General features: G+C 61.3%; 21 protein-coding genes. All 21 read left to right on the forward strand.

The features are described from left to right. Window positions 1–19 precede the first annotated feature (19 nt). The 21 genes from BMZ32_RS04675 to BMZ32_RS04775 all read left to right on the forward strand — a co-directional run bounded on the left by BMZ32_RS04675 (window position 20) and on the right by BMZ32_RS04775 (window position 26,073). On the forward strand, window positions 20–1,639 hold the full coding sequence (locus tag BMZ32_RS04675; RefSeq protein ID WP_090240146.1) for a diguanylate cyclase: 1,620 nt from the start codon (window positions 20–22) through the stop codon (window positions 1,637–1,639). A 1,090-nt stretch (window positions 1,640–2,729) separates the two neighbouring features. Beyond that, a complete protein-coding gene (locus tag BMZ32_RS19745) occupies window positions 2,730–3,773 on the forward strand; it encodes a methyl-accepting chemotaxis protein (RefSeq protein WP_425272862.1) in 1,044 nt (347 codons plus the stop codon). 115 nt (window positions 3,774–3,888) lie between these two features. After that, the gene (locus BMZ32_RS04685) at window positions 3,889–5,655 is read left to right on the forward strand and encodes a protein-disulfide reductase DsbD (protein WP_090240150.1); all 1,767 of its coding nucleotides are present in this window, start codon (window positions 3,889–3,891) and stop codon (window positions 5,653–5,655) included. 120 nt (window positions 5,656–5,775) lie between these two features. Continuing rightward, on the forward strand, window positions 5,776–6,225 hold the full coding sequence (gene aroQ, locus BMZ32_RS04690; RefSeq protein WP_090240152.1) for a type II 3-dehydroquinate dehydratase: 450 nt from the start codon (window positions 5,776–5,778) through the stop codon (window positions 6,223–6,225). A 22-nt stretch (window positions 6,226–6,247) separates the two neighbouring features. Further along, a complete protein-coding gene (accB, locus tag BMZ32_RS04695) occupies window positions 6,248–6,703 on the forward strand; it encodes an acetyl-CoA carboxylase biotin carboxyl carrier protein (RefSeq protein WP_090240153.1) in 456 nt (151 codons plus the stop codon). A gap of 17 nt (window positions 6,704–6,720) precedes the next feature. Continuing rightward, a complete protein-coding gene (gene accC / locus BMZ32_RS04700; RefSeq protein ID WP_090240155.1) occupies window positions 6,721–8,070 on the forward strand; it encodes an acetyl-CoA carboxylase biotin carboxylase subunit in 1,350 nt (449 codons plus the stop codon). A gap of 158 nt (window positions 8,071–8,228) precedes the next feature. Beyond that, window positions 8,229–9,107: a 50S ribosomal protein L11 methyltransferase gene (gene prmA / locus BMZ32_RS04705; RefSeq protein ID WP_090240156.1), complete on the forward strand. Its 879-nt coding sequence runs from the start codon at window positions 8,229–8,231 to the stop codon at window positions 9,105–9,107. Between the two features lie 61 nt (window positions 9,108–9,168). Then, window positions 9,169–10,446 (forward strand): DUF3426 domain-containing protein, encoded by a 1,278-nt coding sequence (locus BMZ32_RS04710; protein ID WP_090240158.1) that lies wholly within the window; start codon window positions 9,169–9,171, stop codon window positions 10,444–10,446. A 180-nt stretch (window positions 10,447–10,626) separates the two neighbouring features. Beyond that, on the forward strand, window positions 10,627–11,625 hold the full coding sequence (gene dusB / locus BMZ32_RS04715; RefSeq protein ID WP_090240159.1) for a tRNA dihydrouridine synthase DusB: 999 nt from the start codon (window positions 10,627–10,629) through the stop codon (window positions 11,623–11,625). Then, window positions 11,622–11,942 carry a DNA-binding transcriptional regulator Fis gene (gene fis / locus BMZ32_RS04720; RefSeq protein ID WP_090240161.1) on the forward strand — a complete coding sequence of 107 codons (321 nt, stop codon included), beginning with the start codon at window positions 11,622–11,624 and terminating at the stop codon, window positions 11,940–11,942. Before dusB ends, fis begins: the two co-directional genes overlap by 4 nt. 74 nt (window positions 11,943–12,016) lie before the next feature. Then, window positions 12,017–13,621 carry a bifunctional phosphoribosylaminoimidazolecarboxamide formyltransferase/IMP cyclohydrolase gene (purH, locus tag BMZ32_RS04725; protein WP_090241548.1) on the forward strand — a complete coding sequence of 535 codons (1,605 nt, stop codon included), beginning with the start codon at window positions 12,017–12,019 and terminating at the stop codon, window positions 13,619–13,621. 199 nt (window positions 13,622–13,820) lie between these two features. After that, window positions 13,821–15,110 (forward strand): phosphoribosylamine--glycine ligase, encoded by a 1,290-nt coding sequence (gene purD / locus BMZ32_RS04730; RefSeq protein ID WP_090240163.1) that lies wholly within the window; start codon window positions 13,821–13,823, stop codon window positions 15,108–15,110. Between the two features lie 101 nt (window positions 15,111–15,211). After that, window positions 15,212–17,992: a hybrid sensor histidine kinase/response regulator gene (locus BMZ32_RS04735; protein ID WP_244153916.1), complete on the forward strand. Its 2,781-nt coding sequence runs from the start codon at window positions 15,212–15,214 to the stop codon at window positions 17,990–17,992. 76 nt (window positions 17,993–18,068) lie between these two features. After that, complete coding sequence (locus BMZ32_RS04740; RefSeq protein ID WP_090240164.1) at window positions 18,069–18,665, forward strand: MarC family protein; 597 nt, start codon at window positions 18,069–18,071, stop codon at window positions 18,663–18,665. Window positions 18,666–19,040: 375 nt separating this feature from the next. Then, window positions 19,041–20,306 carry an urea ABC transporter substrate-binding protein gene (gene urtA / locus BMZ32_RS04745; RefSeq protein WP_090240166.1) on the forward strand — a complete coding sequence of 422 codons (1,266 nt, stop codon included), beginning with the start codon at window positions 19,041–19,043 and terminating at the stop codon, window positions 20,304–20,306. A 111-nt stretch (window positions 20,307–20,417) separates the two neighbouring features. After that, window positions 20,418–21,989 (forward strand): urea ABC transporter permease subunit UrtB, encoded by a 1,572-nt coding sequence (urtB, locus tag BMZ32_RS04750; RefSeq protein WP_090240168.1) that lies wholly within the window; start codon window positions 20,418–20,420, stop codon window positions 21,987–21,989. After that, window positions 21,989–23,080, forward strand: coding sequence for an urea ABC transporter permease subunit UrtC (gene urtC / locus BMZ32_RS04755; RefSeq protein ID WP_090240169.1), 1,092 nt, complete (start codon window positions 21,989–21,991; stop codon window positions 23,078–23,080). Before urtB ends, urtC begins: the two co-directional genes overlap by 1 nt. Further along, complete coding sequence (gene urtD / locus BMZ32_RS04760) at window positions 23,080–23,931, forward strand: urea ABC transporter ATP-binding protein UrtD (protein ID WP_090240171.1); 852 nt, start codon at window positions 23,080–23,082, stop codon at window positions 23,929–23,931. Before urtC ends, urtD begins: the two co-directional genes overlap by 1 nt. 137 nt (window positions 23,932–24,068) lie before the next feature. Next, entirely contained in the window at window positions 24,069–24,767 is a 699-nt protein-coding gene (urtE, locus tag BMZ32_RS04765) for an urea ABC transporter ATP-binding subunit UrtE (RefSeq protein WP_090240172.1), read from the forward strand. A 65-nt stretch (window positions 24,768–24,832) separates the two neighbouring features. Then, entirely contained in the window at window positions 24,833–25,243 is a 411-nt protein-coding gene (locus BMZ32_RS04770) for a hypothetical protein (protein ID WP_090240174.1), read from the forward strand. Continuing rightward, window positions 25,240–26,073 (forward strand): urease accessory protein UreD, encoded by an 834-nt coding sequence (locus BMZ32_RS04775; protein WP_090240176.1) that lies wholly within the window; start codon window positions 25,240–25,242, stop codon window positions 26,071–26,073. Before BMZ32_RS04770 ends, BMZ32_RS04775 begins: the two co-directional genes overlap by 4 nt. The last annotated feature ends 4 nt before the right edge of the window (window positions 26,074–26,077 follow it).

Genomic DNA, 26,077 nt, shown 5'->3' on the forward strand with positions numbered 1-26,077 from the left:
ACCAAATCGAACCCGCACCATGACCGAGCACGAAGACCCCAGCAGCGACCGCCTCAAGCAGCACTTCGCGCAGCGCGTTATCAATCAGGCGCGGCAGGTATTGGAAGTCTGGCAGCGCCTGCAGCGCAGTGAGTGGAACGAGAATGGCATGGGCGAGCTGCGCGAAGCGACGCAGCTGCTGCAACGCTATGCTGATCGCTTTGATCAGGCCGAGCACAGCCAGCTGGCAGCGGAAATAAATAGCTGCTTACAACGGGTAGCCGACAACCGCAGTCGCCTTAATAGCCCACTGATCAGCCAACTCAACGAGCTATTGCAGCGCCTGTCACGCACCGGCCTGCGCCACGGCGACCGCTTCGAGCAAAGCGTGCTGCCACCGCTGCGAAAACCGGTCTACCTGGCCTTGCAGCATATTGAGCGCGCCGAACAACTGGTGCAGCGCCTGGAGTTCTTTGGCATGACGGCCATCGCCATGGACACAGCCAACGCGTTTCGCAATGCCATGCTTGAACGCCATCCGGCGGCGATCCTGATTGAGGTCGATTTCTCTGGCCCCGGCGGAGGCCTGCAGCTGGCGCAGAGCGTGCAAGAAGGCCTGAAGCATAAGATTCCGCTGCTGTTCTTCAGCGCCGAAGACACCGACACCATGAGCCGCTTGTCCGCTGTGCGTGCAGGGGGCCAGGCATTTTTCACTGGCAGCCTGGATGCCTCGAACCTGTTCGAGCGCATAGAAGTGCTGACCAATGTCGCTCAATACGAACCTTACAAGGTGCTGATCATCGACGACTCGCGGGCCCAGGCCACGCACACCGAACGCGTGCTCAATAGCGCCGGCATTATCACCCGTACCCTGACCGAGCCCATTCAGGCAATGAGCCACTTGGCCGATTTTCAGCCGGACCTGATCATCCTCGACATGTACATGCCCGAGTGCAACGGCCCGGAATTGGCTCAGGTGATACGCCACAATGACCGTTATGTCAGCGTACCGATCATCTACCTGTCCGCCGAAGACGACCTGGACAAGCAGCTCGACGCGATGAGTGAAGGCGGTGACGACTTCCTCACCAAGCCGATCAAGCCGCGCCATTTGATCGCCACCGTGCGCAACCGCGCGGCTCGTGCGCGCAGCCTCAAGGCACGTATGGTGCGCGACAGCCTGACCGGCCTGTACAACCACACCCATACCCTGCAACTGCTCGAAGATGCACGCTTTCGCGCCGAACGCGACGGCAGACCGTTGAGCTTTGCGATGATCGATATCGACTTCTTCAAGAAGGTCAACGACACCTACGGTCACCCCATGGGCGACCGGGTAATCAAGAGCCTGGCGCTGTTTCTTAAACAGCGCCTGCGCAAGAGCGACCATATTGGCCGTTACGGTGGCGAAGAGTTTGCCGTGGTCATGCCTGACACCGACGCCGAATCAGCCCGCCGGGTACTCGATGAAATCCGCCAGCGCTTCGCCGAAATCCAATATTCGGCGCAGCCCCACGACCTGTCTTGCACTTTCAGCTGCGGCATCAGCCAGCTAGCCCCACAACGCAACGGCAGCCTGCTCTCGCAACAGGCTGATGAGGCGCTGTATGTGGCCAAGCACGGCGGGCGCAATCAGGTGGCGATTTACCAGAACGACTGAGTGCGCTCGCGCGGAACATTTGAGCCAGAAGCAGCAACCATCTCGCAGAAAACTGTGACGTAGTCAGCACCGTCATATTACGGTCACGAAAAAGCAATAAATTCTCAGGCTTAGCAGCTGCCTGACGCCCGCGTCGACAGCCGGAACCGTTCGCTATCGGTCGAGCCTTATGCGCCTGAAATCCCTGACTAACCTCAACACCCTGCTGCTGGTCACCGTTTGCGTTGCCCTGGCCGCGACACTTTGGTGGTCGCAGCGCGCCCTGGAGCGTCCCTACCTGCTGATGACGCGCTACCTGAGCCTGTCGCAGCAATTTCAGGGCGAGGCCGTGCAGAACATCAACGCCTACCTGAAAAGCGGTGATGCCCTGCGCCACAACGCAGCATTGCAAGCGCTGGATAACCTCGAACAGGCCACTGCCGAGCTGCCTTCTGAACTGGCGACCAACCTGCGCACTAGCTTCACCGAACTCAAGGCGTTCAGCGCCAGCCAGCTGCTGGCCGCCGGCAAGCTCTCTGCCGACCAACAAGGCCTGCTGTTGCAGGCTGAACGTGAAATGGATGCGGCGCTAGAGCAGCTGGCGCAGTACGCCGACAATGGCGAAACCAAAGCCGCTGCCCTTTATCGCGGCCCGCTGCTCAGTGCCGCCCGCCACCTCACGCGCTTGGCCCATGCCCGCGACAAGCTGGTGCGCAGCGGCCGCAGCGAACTGGCCAGTGAGGTCGAACGTGAGCTGGCAGCCCTGGGCAAACAGGCGCAGGCACTCAGCGACCTGCCGCTACTCGGCGTGACCGACGCCAACCCATCATCCAACACCACCTTTGCCGACCTGCTAGGGCTAGACGCAAGCAACGAAAGCAACCAGGCCGAAGATCGCGGCATCGCCCTTAAACGTGACCTGGACAGCCTACTCAAGCGCTACCCAGGCGAACTGCAACGCACCCGCGACCTGATCGTGCAGCGCACCGCGCTGGCCAGCAGCACCCGCATTCAGGTCGACCAGGTGCAGCAGGCACTCGCGGCCCTGGAGCCACGGGTACGCGCCGAACACGGGCGTATCCAAGGCGAAGTGCAGTTGATCCTCGGCCTGATGATTGGCCTGATCCTGCTGATTGCCTTGATTATTGACACCCTGCAGCGCCGCCTGACCCGGGTACTCAGCCATCTGGCGCCTGCCCTGTCGACCTGGGCCCAGGGTGATTTCGCAGCAGACATTCAGCTGGATTCACGCACCCAGGAATTACGCGACATCGAGGCATCGCTGAACCATCTGCGCGTCTATTTAGTCGATCTCGTCGGCACCATTCGCCAGCATGCCGAACAGGTGGTGGGCTCCAGCCGCACCCTGGCCGACCTCAGCGGCGGCTTGCACGGCGGTGCCGAACGCCAGGCCGGCGACACTGCACAGATCCGCGATGCCCTCGGCGAACTGCAAGCGACCATTCAGCAAGTGGCCGGCGACGCCAGCCAAGCCGCTGCAGCCAGTCACGATGCCAACCGCGCGCTAGAGCACGGCCAGCACGTAATCGGCCATAGCCTGACCGGCCTGCATGCACTGGTCGAGCAAGTGCAAGGCAATGCTCAGGCCATCGAACGCCTGGCCGAAGAAACCACAGCAATCGGCGACGTACTGACCGTCATTCGTAGCGTCGCCGAACAGACCAACCTGCTGGCGCTGAATGCCGCCATTGAGGCGGCACGAGCCGGGGAGATGGGCCGCGGTTTTGCCGTGGTAGCCGATGAGGTGCGATCACTGGCGCAACGCACCAGCGGCGCAACGGCGCAGATTCAGGAACTGATCGGCCGCCTGCAACAAGCCGCTCTAAAATCGGTACAGGCCATGCGTGCCCAGGTCGAACACGCCGAAACCACCGCCAGCCAGGCCGCTGCGGCTGATGGCGCACTGGATGAAATCGTCGTCGCGATCCGCACCATCGCCAGCATGGCCGAACGCATCGCCGCCGCCACGGCGCAGCAAAACGGCGCGGTCAGCGATATTCGCGGGCACAGCGAGCGCATCCACACGCTGGGCGGCGACAACCTGCAGCGCATTGGCGAGGGGCGCCATCAGGGTGAGCAGCTGCTGCAACTCGGCGGCCAACTGCACACTGCGGTGCAGGCATTCCGGGTTTAACGCGGCAATCTGTCGCGGCCATTTAACCGGCAGACAACACCGCTTACAGCCTTGATCGTGCCCTGAGTCACCCGCCTCCGTTATGATGCGGCGATTCCCGCATCACGAGTCTGCCATGCACCGTTTACTCAGCCTGCTTCTGCTATTGGTCGTGCTGCCTGCCAGCGCCAGCCTGTTCGACAAGCCGCCCGCACCGGCGCAACTGGGCACGCCGCTGAATAACAGCGCCGACTTCCTGCCGGTAAGCGAGGCGTTCAAGCTGAGCCTGATCGACAGCTCCAGCACCTCGGTCAAATTGCGCTTTGTCGCTGCAGAAGGCTATTACCTGTATCGGCACCGTTTCAGTTTTAGCAACGAGCCGAGCGACATCCGTCTGAGCCAAGCCATTCTGCCGACCGGTAAGGCCAAGCACGATGAGTTCTTTGGCGATGTCGAGGTGTACTACGAGGTGCTGGATGTCGAGGTGCCGGTCGACAACCCGGACAATCGCCCCTTCAACCTCAGCGTTAACTACCAGGGCTGCGCCGACAAAGGCCTGTGCTACCCACCGGAAACCGAGGTCTTGGCGATTGGCGGCGGCGCAGCTGCCAGCAGTGCCAGCCCTGATGCGGCAACGCCGTGGAGCTGGACCGATCTGGCGCTGTTCTTCCTCGGTGGCCTGGCACTGACCTTCACCCCCTGCGTGCTGCCAATGCTGCCGATTCTCACCGGCGTGGTGCTGCGCGGCCAGCCTGGCGGTCTACGCAGCTTGGTGCTGTCGTTGGCCTATGTACTGCCAATGGCCCTGAGCTTTGCCATCCTCGGCGCGCTGATGGGGCTGTTCGGCGCTGAGTTGAATTTGCAGGCGCGCCTGCAATCGCCCTGGGTACTGGTGCCCTTTGCGATTTTCTTCGCACTGTTCGGCGCGGCCAGCCTGGGCTTTCTCGAACTACGCTTGCCAGCCGCCCTCGACGACCCACTGCAGCGCTTAAGCCAACGCCTGCAGGGCGGTACGATATTGAGCGCCGCGGCACTGGGGGTGCTTTCCAGCGTGCTGGTTTCACCCTGCGTCTCCGCGCCACTGGCCGGCGCGCTGCTGTATATCAGCGCCAGCGGCGACGCCCTCGGTGGCGGCCTCAAACTGCTGGCCCTGGGCATGGGCATGGGCGCACCGCTGGTGTTATTCGCCGTCGGCGGCGGCGCCTTACTGCCAAAATCCGGAACCTGGATGATTACGGTGCGCAACCTGTTTGGCGCCTTGCTGATGGCAGTGGCCATCTGGCTGCTAGAGCGCGTCCTACCCGGCCAGGTCAGTTTGGCGCTATGGGGCCTGCTGGCGGCTGGCACCGCACTTTGGCTTGGCGTACTGGAGCTGACCCCAAAAACCCACCACCAAAAACTCGCACAGCTACTCGGCCTGCCCTTGCTGGTCTACGCCCTAGTCGCCTGGGTCGGCGCATTGCAAGGCCAAGACGACCCATTGCGCCCACTCGGGCGCATGGTAAGCAGCGCCGAGGCCACCCAAGTGCAATCCGGCCAATGGCAAACAATCAGCACACCCACTGAGCTGGATGCCGCCTTGCTCGCTGCCAAAAGCGATGGCAAACCACTGCTACTCGACTGGTACGCCGACTGGTGCATCAGCTGCAAAGTCATTGAGCGCGAGGTGCTGACCGCGCCCGAAGTTGGCCGACAACTGGGCGACTATCAGCTGGTGCGCTTCGACATCACCGACAGTAACCCCGCGCAGCGCGCCCTGCTCGACCGTTACCAGCTGTTTGGCCCACCGGCGATTCTGCTGTTCGATGGCAAGGGGGGCGAATGGCGCGACCTGCGCGTCGTAGGGGAAGTGGATGCCAAAACCTTCGCAGCGCGCCTGAGCACAGCGCGCGAACGTTTTTAGCACCTGCAGTCACACATCTGCCGCAATATGCACTCATCGTGTCGACTATTGCAGAGAACTAGACAGCCCGACGCTGTCGCGGCATAGTCCTGCGCAGTAGAAAAACAAGGATTAAGGATCATGGCGACCTTACTGGTATTGCACGGCCCCAACCTCAACTTGCTCGGCACCCGCGAGCCGGGGGTTTATGGCGCAGTGACTCTAGAGCAGATCAATCTTGATCTCGAGCGCCGTGCCCGCGAGGCCGGCCACCATCTGCTGTACCTGCAGAGCAATGCCGAATACGAATTGATTGAGCGCATCCACGCCGCCCAGGGCGAAGGTGTCGACTTTATCTTGATCAATCCGGCCGCTTTTACTCACACCAGCGTCGCATTACGTGACGCATTGCTGGCAGTGAGCATCCCATTCATCGAAGTGCATTTGTCTAACGTGCACAAACGCGAAGCTTTCCGCCATCACTCCTACTTTTCCGATGTTGCTGTAGGGGTGATCTGCGGCCTTGGCGCCAGTGGTTATCGGCTGGCCCTGGAGGCTGCACTCGAACAACTTGAACTTAAGCGCCCCTGACCTCACCGGGAGTTAAACCACTATGGATATTCGTAAAGTCAAAAAACTGATCGAGCTGCTGGAAGAATCCGGCATCGACGAGCTGGAAATTCGCGAAGGCGAAGAATCCGTGCGCATCAGTCGCCACAGCAAACAACCCGCCTTCATGCAGCAACCGATGTACGCCCCGGCGCCTGCCCCAGCCGCTCCGGCTGCAGCACCCGTAGCCGCTGAAGCCGCTACTCCAGTGGCCGCCAAGCTGAACGGCACTGTGGTACGTTCGCCGATGGTCGGCACCTTCTACCGCGCCTCTGGCCCGACCTCGGGCAACTTTGTCGAAGTCGGCCAAAGCGTGAAGAAAGGCGACATTCTGTGCATCGTTGAAGCGATGAAAATGATGAACCACATCGAGGCTGAAACTAGCGGCGTGATCGAATCCATCCTGGGCGAAAACGGCCAGCCGGTGGAATACGACCAGCCTCTGTTCACCATCGTTTGAACCGAGGAGAGCCAGCGATGTTGGAAAAAGTTCTGATCGCCAACCGCGGCGAGATCGCCTTGCGCATCGTGCGCGCCTGTAAAGAGCTGGGCATTAAGACCGTCGCGGTGCACTCCACCGCCGACCGTGAATTGATGCACCTGGGCCTGGCCGACGAGTCGGTGTGCATTGGCCCGGCCTCTGGCGCACTGTCTTACTTGCAGATCCCAGCGATTATCGCCGCGGCTGAAGTGACCGGCGCCACGGCTATTCACCCCGGCTACGGCTTCCTCGCAGAAAACGCCGACTTCGCCGAACAGGTGGAAAACTCCGGCTTTGCCTTTGTCGGCCCGACCGCTGAAACCATCCGCCTGATGGGCGACAAGGTTTCCGCCAAGCACGCCATGATCAAGGCCGGCGTCCCCGTGGTACCCGGCTCCGACGGCCCACTGCCGGAAGACGAGGAAACCGCCCTACAGATTGCCCGCGAAGTCGGTTACCCGGTGATCATCAAGGCCGCCGGCGGCGGCGGTGGTCGCGGCATGCGTGTGGTGTACAAAGAAGAAGACCTGATCAAATCGGCCAAGCTGACGCGCAGCGAAGCCGGTTCGGTATTCGGCAACCCAATGGTTTATCTGGAGAAGTTCCTTGGCAATCCACGTCACGTGGAAGTCCAGGTGCTTTCCGACGGCCAGGGCAACGCCATTCACCTAGGTGATCGTGACTGCTCACTGCAGCGCCGCCACCAGAAGGTTCTGGAAGAAGCGCCAGCCCCAGGCATCGATGAGAAAGCCCGTGCGGAAGTACTGCAACGCTGCGTCGATGCCTGCATCGAGATCGGCTATCGCGGTGCTGGTACCTTCGAGTTCCTTTACGAAAACGGTAATTTCTACTTTATCGAGATGAACACTCGCGTGCAGGTTGAGCATCCGGTATCAGAGATGGTTACCGGCATCGATATCGTCAAGGAGATGCTCAGCATCGCCGCTGGCAACAAACTCTCGTTCAAGCAGAGTGACGTAGTCATTCGTGGCCACTCGCTGGAGTGCCGGATCAACGCCGAAGATCCGGACAACTTCATGCCCTGCCCCGGCAAGGTCAAGCACTTCCATGCCCCTGGCGGCAATGGCGTGCGCGTGGATTCGCACTTGTACAGCGGCTACACCGTTCCACCGCACTACGACTCGCTGATCGGCAAGATCATCACCTACGGCGCCACCCGCGAAGAAGCCATGGCGCGCATGCGCAATGCCCTAGACGAGATCGTGGTTGACGGCATCAAGACCAACGTACCGCTGCACCGCATGCTGGTACGTGACAAGGGCTTCTGCCAAGGCGGCGTGAATATTCACTACCTAGAGAAAAAACTGGGTATGGATAAGCATTAAGAACCGCTGCCTGTCAGCGCTACTGAAATGCTAAACAAGGGCTGCCATTAGGCGGCCCTTGTTGTTTCCAGTAGCTAGGCGGTGGCAGCCGCACCACCCCTTCAAGTAAGCTGCGCGCCAATTTGCGCCATTCCGCCACAACGCTCACGAGGTTTCCCATGCCCTGGTTACAAGTCCGTCTCGCCATCACCCCAGAGCAGGCAGAAACCTACGAAGACGCGCTACTGGAAGTGGGCGCCGTATCGGTGACCTTTATGGACGCCGAAGACCAGCCAATTTTCGAGCCAGATCTGGGCACCACACCCCTGTGGTCGCACACCCACCTGCTGGCCCTGTTCGAAGCCGATACCGACGCCCACGCAGTTTTTGCCCATTTGCAGCTGCTGACCGGCGCCGAGTTGCCGGAGCACCTCGCCGAAGTCATTGCTGATCAGGATTGGGAACGCAGCTGGATGGACGGGTTCCAGCCAATGCGCTTCGGCCAGCGCTTGTGGATTGTACCGAGCTGGCATGCCGCCCCCGAACCCGACGCGGTTAATCTGCTGCTCGACCCAGGCCTGGCCTTCGGCACCGGCACCCACCCCACTACAGCCCTGTGCCTTGAGTGGCTAGATGGGCAAAACCTGCACGATTGCAGCGTGATCGACTTCGGCTGCGGCTCGGGCATCCTCGCCATTGCTGCCCTGCTGCTCGGCGCGCCACAGGCGGTCGGCACCGATATCGACATTCAGGCTATCGAAGCCTCACGTGACAATGCCGGGCGCAACGGCATCGAACCGGCGCGTTTCCCGCTCTACCTGCCCGAGGACATGCCACAAGACCCCGCAGACGTAGTGGTGGCCAACATCCTCGCCGGCCCGCTGGTGGCACTCGCGCCGCAGATCACCCGCCTGGTTAAAGCCGGTGGCCGCCTGGCGCTGTCAGGTATCCTCGCCGAACAGGCCGAAGAAGTGCGCGCTGCCTATGCCGACTCTTTTGACCTCGACCCAACAGCCGACAAAGATGGCTGGGTCCGCATCAGCGGCGTGCGCCGCTAGGCACCGCTGCATTGCCGAGCGCTTGCGCTAGACTAACCGCCTTGTTTATTCGGATTGCCGCATGACCCAGAGCTTCGTCACCCAGTGCCCCCATTGCCGCACCAGCTTTCGCGTGAGCCTCACGCAGCTGGGTGCCGCGCACGGGGCCGTGCGCTGCGGAGCCTGCCTGCATGTGTTCAACGCCGCGCAACAGCTGCGCGAACAGGGCCAGCAACTGGCTGCCAGCCCGGCGGTGCCGACGCCAGCACCCGCGCCACAGCCTAACCCAGCGCCTGCGCAGCCTGCAGTCCATCAGGCAGTGCCCAGCAACGCAGCGCCTGCCAGCAACAAAGCCAACGATACCCTATGGATTCATGATGATCTGGACCTCGACAGCCTTGATCTCGACGAGGAGTTGGCCAAGTTAGAAGCCCAGGAGCAGCAGCTGTCCAAGCAGTTTCTAGCGATTGATGACGCCCCTAAATACGCCGAGAGCTTTCTCACCCCGCCGGCCATAGAGCACGACCCACACGACGAACGCTGGGCCGAAGCGCTGCTGCAAAATGAACTGAACACGTCAGCCGCGAGCCTGCCCGTGAAGCCGCAACCCTTGACACCGCCGCCAGTCGAGTCGATCAGCGCAACCGATGACAACCTTTCCGCCAGTCACAGCCACGACCCTGCGCCCGAAATCGAACACATTGAGCTGCACGCCGAACGCGAGTCTTTTAGCGCGCTAACTGATGCCCCGCTCGAACACGCGCCGCGCGCAGCCATGCCGAAAAAACCCGAGCGCAACGAGCCAGGACTGCGCGACGAGCATCTGTTCGAGCTGGACGACGAGCCGCTAGAGCTGGACTGGCAACCGCCGCAAAAACCCTGGGGTCGCTGGATAGGCTGGGGCCTGCTGAATCTGCTGGGCGCAGTCGCGCTGGCCGGGCAATACACGGCGTATCACTTCAATGAGCTGGCTCGCCAGGATCAGTACCGCCCCTGGTTTGAGCAACTGTGCCCGGCAGTCGGCTGCCAGCTGCCGTCTAAGGTCGACATCAGCCAAATCAAGAGCAGCAACCTGGTGGTGCGCAGCCATCCGGAGTTCAGCGGCGCACTGGTGGTCGACGCCATCCTTTACAACCGCGCGCCCTTCTCGCAACCCTTCCCGCTGCTGGAAATGCGCTTCGCTGATATCAACGGCCAGCTGCTTGCCAGCCGCCGCTTCAAACCCAGCGAATACCTCGCCGGCGAGCTGGCCGGCAACGCCGAAATGCCGCCGCAAACGCCGATCCACATCTCCCTGGACATTCTCGACCCAGGCACCCAGGCGGTGAATTACAGCCTGAGCTTCCACTCACCGGAATAGCCAAGATCAAGCAGATTGGTTGAGGATCCGCCACGACCAAACCCATCGCGATAAGCCCAGAGCTGTTCATAATTTGTTCAAAACAGCCTTTCTCCGGTCATCCAGAGCGGGTATCATGCCCACCCTTTTTCGCACTCTCCTATTGGTCTCAACAGCACGTCTCTTGAGCAGGGAAGCCCTATGTCGGCGCTACGCATCGGCCCTTATACATTGCCAAACTCGTTGATCCTCGCCCCTATGGCGGGCGTCACGGATCAGCCGTTTCGCCAGCTGTGCAAGCGCATGGGTGCCGGCTTGGTGGTATCGGAAATGGTCACCAGCGACATGCGCCTGTGGCATACCCGCAAGTCGAGCCTGCGCATGATGCATAACGGTGATCCCGAGCCACGCTCGGTGCAGATCGCCGGAGGTGATCCGCAGATGCTCGCCGAGGCGGCCCGCAAGAACGTCGAACTGGGCGCACAGATTATCGACATCAACATGGGCTGTCCGGCCAAGAAAGTCTGCAACAAGGCTGCCGGCTCCGCCCTCTTGAAAGATGAAGCATTGGTTCGCGAGATTGTTCAGGCGGTGGTCGCTGCCGTCGATGTGCCGGTGACCCTGAAAATCCGCACCGGCTGGGACCGTGAGAACAAGAACGGCGTCAGCGTAGCGAGAATCGCCGAAGACGCCGGCATTGTTGCGCTGGCTGTGCATGGCCGCACCCGCGCCGACCTGTACATGGGCGACGCTGAATACGACACCATTGCCGCGATCAAGCAGGCGGTGTCGATCCCGGTGCTGGCCAATGGTGATATTGATTCACCCGAGAAGGCTAAGGCCGTGCTGAGTGCCACCGGCGCGGACGGCCTGCTGATTGGCCGCGCGGCGCAAGGTCGGCCGTGGATATTTCGTGAGATCGAGCACTACCTGCGCACCGGTGAACACCTCCCGGCACCCAGCTTGTGTGAGGTGGAACGCATTCTGCTTGAACACCTGGCTGCACTGCATGCCTTCTACGGCGACGTAATGGGTGTGCGTATTGCCCGCAAGCATGTCAGCTGGTATCTCGCAACCTTGCCGGGCGCCAAGGAGTTTCGCGCCCAATTCAATCGTCTGGACAGTACGGACGCGCAGTGCGCCAACGTTCGCGAGTTCCTCAGCGAACGGTATAACAATGGAGAAGGGGTGGCCGCATGACGATGTTGACTGAGACTTTAGGAAGTGACATGGCTCCTGCGAGTGAAAACAGTAGTTTGAAGCAGCACCTCAATACGCCGAGTGAAGAGGGGCAAACCTTGCGCGGCAGTGTTGAGAAAGCTCTGCAGAACTACTTCGCCCATCTTGAGGGCGCTGACGTCTGTGACGTCTACAACCTGGTGCTGACCGAAGTGGAGGCGCCGCTGCTGGAAACCGTGATGAATTACGTCAAGGGCAACCAGACCAAGGCTTCCGAACTCCTCGGCCTGAATCGCGGCACCCTGCGTAAGAAGCTCAAGCAATACGACCTGCTCTAACCCCCAACTCCCGAAAAGGGCGGCCCACATGAGCCGCCCTTTTTGCTGATACTTCCGCCCTGATGGACTCTGAAATGACCGACCAGACCACCCGCCTCCCCGTTCGCCGTGCCTTGATCAGCGTTTCCGACAAGACCGGCATCCTTGAGTTTGCCCGTGAGCTCGTCGCCCTCAATGTGGAGATCCTGTCCACCGGCGGCACCTACAAACTGCTCAAGGACAACGGCGTGCAAGCCGTGGAAGTGGCCGACTACACCGGCTTCCCGGAAATGATGGACGGTCGCGTCAAGACCCTGCACCCGAAAATTCACGGCGGCATTCTCGGTCGTCGCGCCCTCGACGGCGCCGTCATGGACGAGCACGGCATCAAGCCGATCGACCTGGTTGCAGTCAACCTCTACCCGTTCGCCGCCACCGTGGCCAAACCTGGCTGCGACCTCGCCGACGCCATCGAGAACATCGACATCGGCGGCCCGACCATGGTCCGTTCCGCAGCGAAAAACCATAAAGACGTGGCCATTGTGGTCAACGCTGTCGATTACGCCGGCATCGTCGAGTCGCTGAAAGCCGGCGGCCTGAGCTACGCCCAGCGCTTCGACCTGGCCCTGAAAGCCTTCGAGCACACGGCCGCCTACGACGGCATGATCGCCAACTACTTGGGCACTATCGAGCAGAGCCGCGACACGCTGTCGACTGCCGAGCGCAACCTGTTCCCACGTACCTTCAATACCCAGTTCATCAAAGCGCAAGACATGCGCTACGGCGAGAACCCGCACCAAAAAGCGGCGTTCTACGTCGAGCATGCCGACGAGGCCTGCGTGGCAACCGCCGTGCAGCTGCAGGGCAAAGAGCTGTCGTTCAACAACGTGGCCGACACCGACGCCGCGCTGGAATGCGTGAAGAGCTTCGTCAAACCGGCCTGCGTCATCGTCAAACACGCCAACCCGTGCGGCGTGGCCGTAGCGCTGGACAGCGAAGGCGGTATCCGCCAGGCCTACGAGCGGGCCTACGCCACTGACACCGAGTCGGCCTTCGGCGGCATCATCGCCTTCAACCGCGAGCTGGACGGCGCCACTGCCCAGGCCATCGTTGAGCGCCAGTTTGTCGAAGTGATCATCGCGCCGAAAATCAGCGTCGAAGCCCGCGCCGTAATCGCCGCCAAAGCCAATGTGCGCCTGCTCGAGTGCGGCGAATGGTCGGCTGAGCGCAGCCCAGGCTGGGACTTCAAACGCGTTAATGGCGGCCTGCTGGTACAGAGCCGCGATATCGGCATGATCACCGCCGACGACCTGAAGATCGTCACCCAGCGCGCGCCGAGCGAGCAGGAAGTACACGACCTGATCTTCGCCTGGAAAGTGGCCAAGTTCGTCAAATCCAATGCCATCGTCTACGCCAAAGGCCGTCAGACCATCGGTGTCGGCGCCGGTCAGATGAGCCGCGTCAACTCCGCGCGCATTGCTGCAATCAAAGCCGAGCATGCTGGCCTGCAAGTGGCGGGTTCGGTGATGGCGTCCGACGCCTTCTTCCCGTTCCGCGATGGTTTGGATAACGCCGCAGCCAATGGCGTCACCGCGGTGATCCAGCCGGGTGGTTCGATGCGCGATGCAGAAGTCATCGCCGCGGCAGACGAAGCCGGGATTGCCATGGTGTTCACCGGCATGCGCCATTTCAGGCATTAAAAACGGCCGCACTCGGACAGGCATCTGCGGCGTTGCCTGGTCCTTCCTCAATGCTCATTGCCAGTAGGCAACTCCGCAGGAAGAAGCACCAGGCGCCTTGCATCTACCAGCCCGATCACGACCTCGATATTTGTAGGGTGGATAGCGCTTTTTCTATCCGCCGAACGGGCCCAAGGCCCGCCTCCATTGGGAGAGAGACATGAACGTATTGATCATCGGCAGCGGCGGTCGTGAACACGCCCTGGCCTGGAAAGTGGCGCAAGACAAGCGCGTCACTAAAATCTTCGTTGCCCCAGGCAACGCCGGCACAGCCACTGAAGCCAAATGCGAGAACGTCGCCATCGACGTGCTGGATATCCAGGCGCTAGCCGACTTCGCCGAGCAGAATGCGCAGCTGACCATAGTCGGCCCGGAAGCGCCGCTGGTGGCCGGTGTGGTTGACCTGTTCCGCACGCGCAAACTGGATATCTTCGGCCCCACCGCTGCCGCCGCGCAGCTGGAAGGTTCCAAGGCCTTCACCAAAGACTTCCTCGCCCGTCACGCGATTCCGACTGCCGATTACCAGAACTTCACCGAAGTCGAACCGGCTCTGGCTTACCTGCAAAAGGTCGGCGCGCCGATCGTGATCAAGGCCGATGGCCTGGCCGCCGGTAAAGGCGTGATCGTCGCCATGACCCTGCAGGAAGCTGAAGACGCCGTGCGCGACATGCTCGCCGGCAATGCCTTTGGCGAAGCCGGTTCACGCGTAGTCATCGAAGAATTCCTCGACGGCGAAGAAGCCAGCTTTATCGTCATGGTCGATGGCGCCAACGTGCTGCCAATGGCCACCAGCCAGGACCATAAACGCGTCGGCGACGGCGACAGCGGCCCGAACACCGGCGGCATGGGCGCCTACTCACCGGCACCGGTAGTGACTGCCGAGATCCACCAGCGCGTGATGGACGAAGTCATCTACCCAACCGTGCGCGGCATGGCCAGCGAAGGCAACGTCTACACCGGCTTCCTCTACGCCGGGCTGATGATCGACAAAGCCGGCCAGCCGAAGGTGATTGAATTCAATTGCCGTTTCGGCGACCCGGAAACCCAACCGATCATGGTGCGCCTGGAGTCGTCACTGGTGCTGCTAGTCGAAGCCGCACTGGCCAAGGCACTGGACAAGGTCGAAGCCACCTGGGACCCGCGCCCAACCGTGGGCGTGGTCATCGCCGCTGGCGGTTACCCAGCCGATTACGCCAAAGGCGATGTAATCGAAGGCCTCGAGGATGCCGCGCAACTGGACGGTAAAGTCTTCCACGCCGGTACCGCGCTCAAGGACGGTCAGATTGTCACTGCCGGCGGGCGCGTGCTGTGTGCCACCGCTATCGGCCGCACGGTTGAGGAGGCCCAGCAACAGGCCTACCGCTTGGCCGAAAAGATCAGCTGGAGCGGTAGCTTCTACCGCAACGATATCGGTTACCGCGCGATTGCCCGCGAACACGAAGAAAAGTAACGGTAAAGACGACAATGGTGGCTAATTGGCCACCATTGTCATATTACCCGGACGAACAGCTTGGCTATAATCCGTCCACTTAATATTGAAGGGAATTCACTGTGCGCCGGCTGAGGATTGCCACCTACCTGCTACTCAGCTCCTTGCTGATGGCCCTCACTGCAGCGGCAGCGCAAGCAAGTGCGCAGGCATCTTGGTCAAGCCTTAGCGACCCGAGCGCTGAGTTACAACTTAATGACGTGCGCAGCCCCGAGCGCAGCGCGCAGTTCCGCCCCAGCGACCTCACCCAGCTCTACACCCCCGGCGGCAATAGCGCGCTGTGGCTGCATTACCGTCTGCCCGCTGATACCGATGCGCAGATGCTGCGTATATTTGCGCCTTACCTGGCCTACCTTGATCTCTACGTGCTGCAAAACGATGAGCTCATCGCGCAGGAACACACCGGTAGTAACCTGCCGCTCTCCAGCAGACCCTTGGCCAGCCGCGACTTTCTTTTACCGCTGCCAAAATCCGAGCAAGCGCTGGATATCTACCTGCGCCTAACGTCGGAACAAGCATTGCGCCCCAGCATTACCCTGCAAAGCGCTCAAGCCATGGCGGCCGATGATAATCGCCCGTTGCTTTTCGGTTTGTTGCTCGGTTGTCTGGGCATGTTGGTGGCTTATAACCTTGTACGCTATGCGTACATCCGCGCCGCCAGCAGCCTGTGGTTGGCTGCCATGCAAACCTGCCAAGTGATCGTGGTGCTCAGCCTGCTGGGCATCAGCACGCCCTGGCTGGGTGAGTTGCAAAGTTTGCAGCCGCAGATCGTCAACCTATCGATGTTGCTGGTTGCGCTTTGCGCACTGTGCTTTACCGCCAGCTTCTTCCATAAGGTCTGCCTCAACACCCCGCTGAATTATCTGCTCGCCGGGGAAGTGGTGCTAATCGGCATCGCCTGCGTGGTACTGCTGGTGGCTACCAATCTGCAGTACAACCAACTGGTCTACCTGCTCAACGCGGTTGCTGGTTTGACTATCCTGCTGGTCTCGCTGACCCACTGGCGGCATGGTTACCAACCGGCACGCTTGTTCAGCCTGGCAGCGCTGGTGTTCTGCGCGGCGTTCATCTGTGCCCTGCCGATTTTCTTCGGCTACTGGTCAGTGCAGAGCGAATCGATCGCCTACGGCCTGCTGGCCACGACCATAGTCAGCGGCTTTATGCTCAGCATGGCCGCCAGCGAACGGCAGCGGCGGATCATGCAGGAACACTTCAGCACCAGTAGCGCCCTCGCCGCCAGCACTGCCGAACTAAAAGCTAAAGCCGAATTTCTCGCTAAGATTAGCCACGAAATTCGCACCCCGATGAATGGTGTGCTGGGCATGACTGAACTGTTGCTTGGCACGCCACTGTCCGCTAAGCAGCGCGACTATGTGCAAACCATCCACAGCTCGGGCAATGAGCTGCTGACCTTGATCAACGAAATCCTCGACATCTCCAAGCTTGAATCCGGGCAGATCGAGCTGGATGACGTGCAGTTCGACCTCAACGCGCTGATTGAGGATTGCCTGGACATCTTCCGCGCCAAAGCCGAGCAACAGAAGGTTGAGCTGATCAGCTTTATCCAGCCGCAAGTGCCTAGGGTGATCAGCGGCGATCCCACACGCCTGCGCCAAGCCCTGCTGAGCTTGCTGGACAACGCCTTCAAGCAGACCGATGAAGGCGAAATTTTGCTGGTGGTAGCACTCGACAACAATGCTGGCGCAGCGCGCCTGCGGATTGCCGTGCAAGACAGCGGCAAGCCACTGGACGCCAGCGAACGCGACGCGCTGCTGAATGCCGAGCTACACAGTAAAGACTTCCTCGCGGCGACCAAGCTAGGCGGTCGTCTTGGCCTGATCATCGCGCGCCAGCTGGTGCGCCTGATGGACGGCGAGTTTGGTATCCAGGGCGGCAACGGCCGAGGCTCAACCCTGTGGCTGACCCTGCCGCTGGATGCCGCGCGCCTGGAACTGCCCACTGCGGACATCGACGCCTCGCTGCAAGGCGCACGCCTGCTGGTGGTGGATGACAACGACACCTGCCGCAAGGTCCTGGTGCAACAATGCAGCGCCTGGGGCATGCAGGTCAGCGCCGTACCGTCGGGCAAAGAAGCCATGGCCCTGCTGCGCACTAAGGCGCACCTGCGCGAGTACTTCGATGCCGTGCTGCTGGACCAAGACATGCCCGGCATGACCGGCATGCAGCTGGCGGCGCGCATCAAAGAAGACGCCAACATCAACCACGACATCCTGCTGATCATGCTCACCGGCATCAGCCAGGCACCGAGCAAGATCATCGCGCGCAACGCCGGAATCAAACGCATCCTGGCCAAGCCGGTGGCCGGCTACACCCTGAAAACCACCCTGGCCGATGAGTTGGCGCAGCGTGGCAAAGGCGACTCGCCGATGTTCACCCCAGTCACGGTGAGCACAGCGCTGCATGTGCCCAGTGACTTCCGCATTCTGGTGGCCGAAGACAACACCATCTCCACCAAGGTCATTCGCGGCATGCTCGGCAAGCTCAACCTGCAGCCCGATACCGCCAGCAACGGTGAAGAAGCACTCAGCGCGATGAAAGCACAGCAATATGACTTGGTGCTGATGGATTGCGAAATGCCAGTGCTCGATGGCTTCTCCGCCACCGAGCAGCTGCGCCACTGGGAAGCTGCCGAGCAGCGCCCGCGCACCCCAGTGGTGGCACTCACCGCGCACATTCTCAATGAGCACAAAGAACGCGCGCGCCAGGTCGGCATGGACGGGCACATGTCCAAACCGGTGGAAATGTCGCAACTGCGTGAACTGATTGAGCACTGGGTGGCCGAGCGGGAAATCCGCCTCAAGCGCGCCGCCTTGCCATCCTGATAGGGTCACCGGGATTGCCCGGCGGCCTCTACACTCGTACCCTGCCTCCCCTTATTGATCGAGACGAGTCCTAGTCATGGCGTCCGCGCTATTCAGCCTGTATTTGAAACTGTTGGTGCTCTACAGCCCCTTCTTCGTGCTGTCGTGCTTTATTGGCTTGAGCCGTGGCTACACGGTCAAAGAGCGTAAGCGCCTGGCCTGGAAGGTCGCGCTTGGCGTATTGATCGCCAGCGTGCTGCTGTACCTGTTCGGTAAACACATCTTCACCCTGTTCGGCATCACCATTGATGCCTTCCGCATCGGTGCGGGCAGCGTGCTGTTTATCTCGGCGCTGGGCATGGCCCAGGGTAAGTCGGCCGTACAGACCGATAACGTGCAGCAAGACGTGACTATCGTGCCGTTGACCATCCCGTTGACCGTCGGCCCCGGCACCATCGGCGCCCTACTACTGATGGGTGCCAGCCAACCGGACTGGAGCGACAAGGCCGTGGCCGTGCTAGGCATCGCCCTGGCCAGCTTCACCGTGGGCGTGGTGCTTTATATGTCCAACCAGTTCGAGCGCTTGCTCGGCGATCAGGGCCTGCAGATCGTCAGCCGCCTGATGGGCCTGTTCGTTTGCGCCCTGGCCGCGCAAATCATCTTTACCGGGGTAAAAAACTACCTGATCAGCTGACACTCAGCCTTCACGCCCCAGCACAGCACACACCCACGCACCACAACACGCCCTTCGCACCTGCATGGTGCAACCACACCGACAACCATCACACCGCCCCCCGGCTGCACAGCCGGGGGGCGCAACACCTGCGGCTGCCCGTTAACCACGACATTCCCCAGGCCATAGCGCACCTCAGGGCCTATCCGCGCGTGTTGCCGGGCGCGATCTGCCTGGCCTTACGCAAACAGGCACAGCAATTGCTCTAGTCCTGTCGGGGACAGCGCAGCGCTGTCGACGTTTCCGGGTGCAGCTTATGCCCCGTTGCTTCACTGCCAAGACCAATAAGCCCAAATCAGCAGTTAACAAAGTATCTTTGTGAATGGAGATCGCACCATGCAACGTCGCAATCTGATCAAGGCCCTAACCCTTTCCGCCTCTATCGCCGCCATGGGCATGACCTGGACCGTGCAGGCCGCCGAGACGATCAAGGTCGGCATCCTGCACTCGCTGTCCGGCACCATGGCCATTTCGGAAACCTCGCTGAAAGACATGGCGTTGATGACCATCGACGAAATCAACGCCAAGGGCGGCGTTAACGGCAAGCAGCTTGAAGCCGTTGTGGTTGATCCCGCCTCCAACTGGCCGCTGTTCGCCGAGAAAGGCCGTCAACTGCTGACCCAGGACAAGGTCGATGTGGTGTTCGGCTGCTGGACCAGCGTGTCGCGCAAATCAGTATTGCCGGTATTTGAAGAGCTCAACGGCCTGCTGTTTTACCCCGTGCAGTACGAAGGCGAAGAGATGTCGCCTAACGTCTTCTACACCGGTGCGGCGCCAAACCAGCAAGCCATCCCGGCGGTCGAGTACCTGATGAGCGAAGACGGCGGCGCCGCCAAGCGCTACTTCCTGCTCGGCACCGACTACGTCTACCCGCGCACCACCAACAAAATCCTGCGCAGCTTCCTGGTCAGCAAAGGCGTCGCCGAGAAAGACATCGAAGAGGTCTACACCCCGTTCGGTCACAGCGATTACCAAACCATCGTCGCCAACATCAAGAAGTTCTCCGCCGGCGGCAAAACCGCGGTGATCTCCACGGTTAACGGTGACTCTAACGTGCCGTTCTACAAAGAGCTGGCTAACCAGGGCATCGAAGCCACCGACATCCCGGTGGTGGCCTTCTCGGTCGGCGAAGAAGAACTGCGCGGCATCGACACCAAGCCGCTGGTCGGCCAACTGGCGGCTTGGAACTACTTCCAGTCGGTGGAGAACCCGGTCAACACCGAGTTCGTCAACAAGTGGAAGGCCTACGCCAAGGCCAAGAACCTGCCAGGCGCCGACAAAGCCGTGACCAACGACCCGATGGAAGCCACCTACGTGGGCATCAACATGTGGGCACAAGCGGTCGAGAAAGCCGGCAGCACCGACGTCGACAAGGTGCGTGACGCCCTCGCCGGCCAGACCTTCGCCGCGCCAAGCGGTTACACCCTGACCATGGACAAAACCAACCACCACCTGCACAAGCCGGTGATGATCGGCGAAGTACAGGAAGACGGGCAGTTCGAAGTCGTCTGGCAGACCGAAGGCCCGCTGCGCGCCCAGCCGTGGAGCCCTTACATCGAAGGCAACGACAAGAAGCCGGATTACGCGGTCAAATCGAACTAAGCACCCGCTAAACCCGGCCCCTATCCGGGCACGCCAAGCCCGGCCTGAGTCCGGGTCACGGCTTATCGCCGGCAGCACTGCTGCCGGTGGTATTTCCAAAGGACTGCCGCAATGCCCACTGCTTTTAGCCGAATTCTATTCAGCCTGCTGTTGCTGCTGCCTATGGCTGCGCAAGCAGGTGACGCCAATGATTTTGCCGCTGCCAACCCCGCCAAGCAGGCCAGCCTGCTGCAACAGTGGTCGGCCAACCCTGACAGCGCGCGCTTAGCGTTGCTCGAAGCGCTGCAACAAGGCCGCGTGGCCGCAGACAGCAGCAAACAGGCATTTATTGAACACGACGGCAGCTACCGCGCCGTCGAAGGTGATGCCGCCCCCACTGGGCAGACCCGCAAACTGCGCCTGAATAACCGCATGCGCGGTTTGATCAGCACCGCCATGGCCAGCCACCAGTTGCTATCCGACGACCCGGCGCTGCGTCTGGCCGCCGCGCAGGAATTACAGAAGCGCGCCAAGCCAGCGCAATTAGCGTTACTCGAAGCCAGCGTGGCCCGCGAAGCCGATGACGCGGTACGCGACGCGCTGACCCTGGCGCTGGCCAACCTGCAGCTGGTCGATAGCGACCCAACTGTGCGTTTGGCTGCTGTGCGCCTGCTCGGTGAAACCGGCGAGCCGCTGGCGCGCACTCGCCTGGAAACCCTGCTGGATCCCGACGTCGAGAGCGACCCCAGCGTGCGCACCGCGGCCGAGACCAGCCTGGCGCAGGTCAAACGTAAACTGCTGGTCGGCGAGCTGCTCGGTCAGGCGTTCAGCGGCCTGTCACTCGGTTCGATTTTGCTGCTCGCCGCGCTGGGCCTGGCCATCACCTTCGGCCTGCTCGGGGTGATCAACATGGCCCACGGCGAAATGCTCATGCTCGGCGCCTACTCCACCTACATGGTGCAGGTGCTGTTCCAGCGTTTCGCCCCGGAAGCCCTGGCGCTCTATCCGCTGGTGGCGCTACCGGTGGCATTCTTCGTCACTGCGGCCATCGGCATGGCGCTGGAGCGCACGGTGATCCGCCACCTCTACGGTCGTCCGCTGGAAACCCTGCTGGCCACCTGGGGCATCAGCCTGATCCTGATCCAGTTGGTGCGGGTGATGTTCGGCGCGCAAAACGTCGAAGTAGCCAACCCTTACTGGCTGTCCGGTGGCATCCAAGTGCTGCCCAATCTGGTGCTGCCGTATAACCGCATTGTGATCATCGGCTTCGCCCTGTTTGTGGTGCTGCTCACCTGGCTACTGCTGAACAAGACCCGCCTGGGCCTCAACGTCCGTGCCGTCACCCAGAACCGCAACATGGCCGCCTGCTGCGGCGTGCCGACCGGGCGGGTGGACATGCTCGCTTTCGGCCTCGGCTCCGGCATCGCCGGCCTCGGCGGCGTGGCCCTGAGCCAGATCGGCAACGTCGGCCCGGACCTCGGCCAGAGCTACATCATCGACTCCTTCCTGGTGGTGGTACTCGGCGGCGTCGGCCAACTGGCCGGTAGCGTCATGGCCGCCTTTGGTCTGGGCATCGCCAACAAGATTCTCGAACCGCAGATCGGCGCCGTACTCGGCAAAATTCTGATCCTCGCGCTGATCATTCTGTTTATCCAGAAACGTCCGCAAGGCCTCTTCGCACTCAAGGGACGGGTGATCGACTGATGACTATGCCACTCAATCAAACCCTGCTGGCCCGCGCCAGCGCCAAGCTTGGCCCGCAGGCGTCAATTTCCATCGGCTTACTGGTGTTGCTGGTGCTGCTGGCCATGCCGGTGCTGCACCTGCTGCCCGCAGACAACGCCCTGCATATCTCCGCTTACAGCCTGACCCTAGTCGGCAAAATCCTCTGCTACTGCATCGTCGCCTTGGCGCTCGATCTGGTCTGGGGTTACGCCGGCCTGCTGTCCCTCGGCCACGGTCTGTTCTTCGCCCTCGGCGGTTACGCCATGGGCATGTACCTGATGCGCGAAGCGGCCGGCGATGGTTTGCCGGCCTTTATGAGCTTCCTCGCCTGGACCGAGTTGCCTTGGTACTGGACCGGCACCGACAACTTCCTCTGGGCGCTGTGCCTGGTGGTACTGGCCCCCGGCTTGCTGGCGTTGGTGTTTGGTTATTTCGCCTTCAATTCACGGATCAAGGGCGTGTACTTCTCGATCATGACCCAGGCGCTAACGTTCGCCGGCATGCTGCTGTTCTTTCGCAACGAAACCGGTTTTGGCGGCAATAACGGCTTTACCAACTTCAAGACGATTCTCGGCTTCGATATCACCGCAACCCACACCCGCGCGGTGCTGTTCCTCGCCACCGTACTGCTGCTGGTGGCCAGTCTCTATCTCGGCTGGCGGCTGGCACGGAGCAAATTCGGCCGGGTGCTGACGGCGCTGCGCGACGCGGAAAACCGCCTGATGTTCTGCGGCTACGACCCGCGCGGCTACAAGCTGTTTATCTGGGTCTTGAGCGCGGTGCTATGCGGCCTGGCTGGCGCGCTGTATGTGCCGCAGGTGGGCATCATCAACCCCAGCGAAATGTCGCCAACCAACTCCATCGAGGCCGCGGTGTGGGTGGCTTTGGGCGGACGCGGCACGCTGATCGGCCCACTGCTCGGCGCCGGCCTGGTCAATGGCATGAAGAGCTGGTTCACCGTGGCCTTCCCTGAATACTGGCTGTTCGCCCTGGGCTTTCTGTTCATCGTCGTCACCCTGTTTCTGCCCAAAGGCGTGATCGGCCTTCTGCGCAAGAAAGGAGAGCAATAATGCGCGCGACTCCGACACCCGACTTGATGCTTGAGCCAGCCTTCGACGCCGCCGGTAGCGGCCGCGACGCTATTGGCGCCAGCAGCCTGGCCAACAAGGGCCTGAACACTCGCCACGGCACCATCCTGACCCTGGAAGAGATCAACGTCAGCTTCGATGGCTTCAAGGCGCTGAGCAACCTGACCCTATATATCGGCGTCGGTGAATTGCGCTGCATCATCGGCCCTAACGGCGCTGGCAAGACCACCATGATGGACGTGATCACCGGTAAAACCCGCCCCGACAATGGCGTGGCCTACTTCGGTGAAACCCTCGATCTGACCCAGATGAGCGAAGTGGCCATTGCTCAATCCGGCATCGGCCGCAAGTTCCAGAAGCCCACGGTGTTCGAGGCACTCAGCGTGTTCGAAAACCTTGAATTGGCGCAGAAAACCAACAAGTCAGTGTGGGCCAGCCTGCGCGCCAAACTGAGCGGCGAGCAGCAAGACCGCATCGATGAGGTGCTGCAGACGATCAAGCTCGACAACTCACGCCAACGCCCGGCCGGCTTGCTTTCCCACGGACAGAAGCAGTTTCTGGAAATTGGCATGCTGTTGGTGCAAGACCCACAACTGTTGCTATTGGACGAACCGGTGGCGGGCATGACCGACGCGGAAACCGAGTTCACCGCCGAGCTGTTCAAGTCTCTGGCGCGCAAGCATTCGCTGATGGTGGTCGAGCACGACATGGGCTTCGTTGGCTCCATCGCCGACCACGTCACCGTGCTGCACCAGGGCAGCGTGCTGGCCGAAGGTTCGCTGGAGCAGGTGCAGAACGATGAACGGGTGATTGAGGTTTATCTCGGCCGGTAAACCTTTGGCCATCCACCCTACGTCGCATCAGTAGGGTGGATGACGCTGTTTTCATCAACCAAAGACAGCGCACGGTGAATGGATAAAGCGCCAGCTACGCGCCCCCATCCATCCTACGCAGAAACAAGGACACAACCATGCTGCAAGTCCAACAGCTCCACCAATATTACGGCGGCAGTCATATCCTCCGCGGCCTGTCATTCGAGGCTAAGGTCGGCGAAGTCACCTGCCTGCTCGGGCGCAACGGCGTGGGTAAAACCACCTTGCTGAAATGCCTGATGGGTCTGATCCCGGCCAAAGAAGGCGCGGTGCAATGGGAAGGCCAGCCGATTACTGCGCTCAAACCACACCAGCGCGTGCATGCGGGCATCGCCTACGTTCCCCAGGGCCGCGAGATTTTCGGCCGCCTGACCGTGGAAGAGAATCTACTGATGGGCCTGTCACGCTTCCCTGGCAGCGACGCCAAGGTAGTGCCGGAATTTATCTACGAACTGTTCCCGGTACTGCGCGAGATGAAGCAGCGCCGTGGCGGCGACCTCTCCGGCGGGCAACAGCAACAGCTGGCGATTGGCCGTGCACTGGCGAGCAAGCCGCGTCTGTTGATCCTCGATGAGCCCACCGAAGGTATTCAGCCGTCGGTGATCAAAGAGATCGGCGTGGTAATCAAGAAGCTCGCCGAACGCGGCGACATGGCCATCCTGCTGGTTGAGCAGTTCTATGACTTTGCCGCCGAACTGGCCGATCAGTACCTGGTGATGAGCCGCGGTGAAGTTGTCCAGCAAGGTCGCGGCGAAAGCATGGAAGCCGATGGTGTGCGCGGACTGGTTGCGATCTGAATGGCGACGCCGAGCCTGCACTTTGCGCATAATCGGCGCTTCGCTTATGGCCCGAGTACCCAATAATGATCTGGCGCCACCTGCTTCTACCACTCACCGCAATAGCTGGCCTGAGCATGGTCATCTGGGGCGGCTTTATGCCTGACTACTGGATGCTCCGCCACCTGCCGCCCGGCACTGAGCCCGCCTACCCGCTGCAGACCGTGCTGACCTTCTGCGCGATTATCCTAGCCGAATGCCTGCTGCTGTTGGCCGTGCTGCGCCCCGGCTCCTATTGCCGTTCGTGGGGCCGCGCCCTGTGCGCCAGCCTGCTTGCACTGGCGATAGCCGGGTTCTGGTTGAGCGGCTTTATGCACGCGCCGCCTTACTACGGCATGCACCTGCAATGGTGGCTCTGGGTCACCCTCGGTTTGCTCATGCTAACCCTCTTGTCCGCTGGCCAAGCCTGGCGGCAGCGGCGCAAGGTGGCCGAATGAACGCACCTGCCTCTGTATTCACGCCCAACTGGCAGGCCGAGCTGGAACTGGCCTACGGTCACGACGGTGCGGCAACACGGCCCACCCTGCGCCGCCATAAAGGCCCACTACGGGTACAGAAGCACCTGTATGCAGAAGGGCCGGACGTATGCCAGCACATTATCGTCCACCCGCCGGGCGGGATTGCCGGCGGCGATCGCTTGGATATTTGCGCCACGGTCGGCGCTAACGCCTGGGCGCAGCTGACCAGCCCAGGCGCCGCCAAGTGGTACCGCGCCGCCGGCCCTGCTTACCAACAGCTCAACCTGCGCGTGGCCGCCGGGGCCACCTTGGAATGGCTGCCGCAGGAAACCATCATCTACTCAGCGGCCCAAGCCGAACTCACTACCGAGATCGACTTGGAGGGCGACGCCAAGCTGCTGTACTGGGACATCATCGCCCTCGGTCGCCCGGCCAGTGGTGAGCGTTTCGACGCTGGGCACTTTCAAGCGCAGCTAAATATTCGCCGCGACGGCCAATTACTTTGGCACGAACGCCAGCGCGTCATCGGCGGCGATGGCCTGCTCGAGTCGCCCATAGGCTTGGACGGTAAGCCGGTATTCGCCACATTGCTTATCACCGGCGAAATCGACAACGAATTGCTTGAAAGCTGTCGAGAGCTGCCCAACCCAGTGCGCGGCGACCTGACTCAACTACCCGGCCTGTTGGTCGCTCGCTGCCTGGCCAGCGAAGCGCTGCAAGCGCGCGCCTGGTTGATCGATCTTTGGCGCCTACTGCGCCCTGAGTTGCTAGGTCGCACTGCCGTCCCCCCACGAATTTGGAGCACGTAGGGTG

The sequence above is a fragment of the Pseudomonas guineae genome, assembly GCF_900113745.1.
GTDB lineage: Bacteria > Pseudomonadota > Gammaproteobacteria > Pseudomonadales > Pseudomonadaceae > Aquipseudomonas > Aquipseudomonas guineae.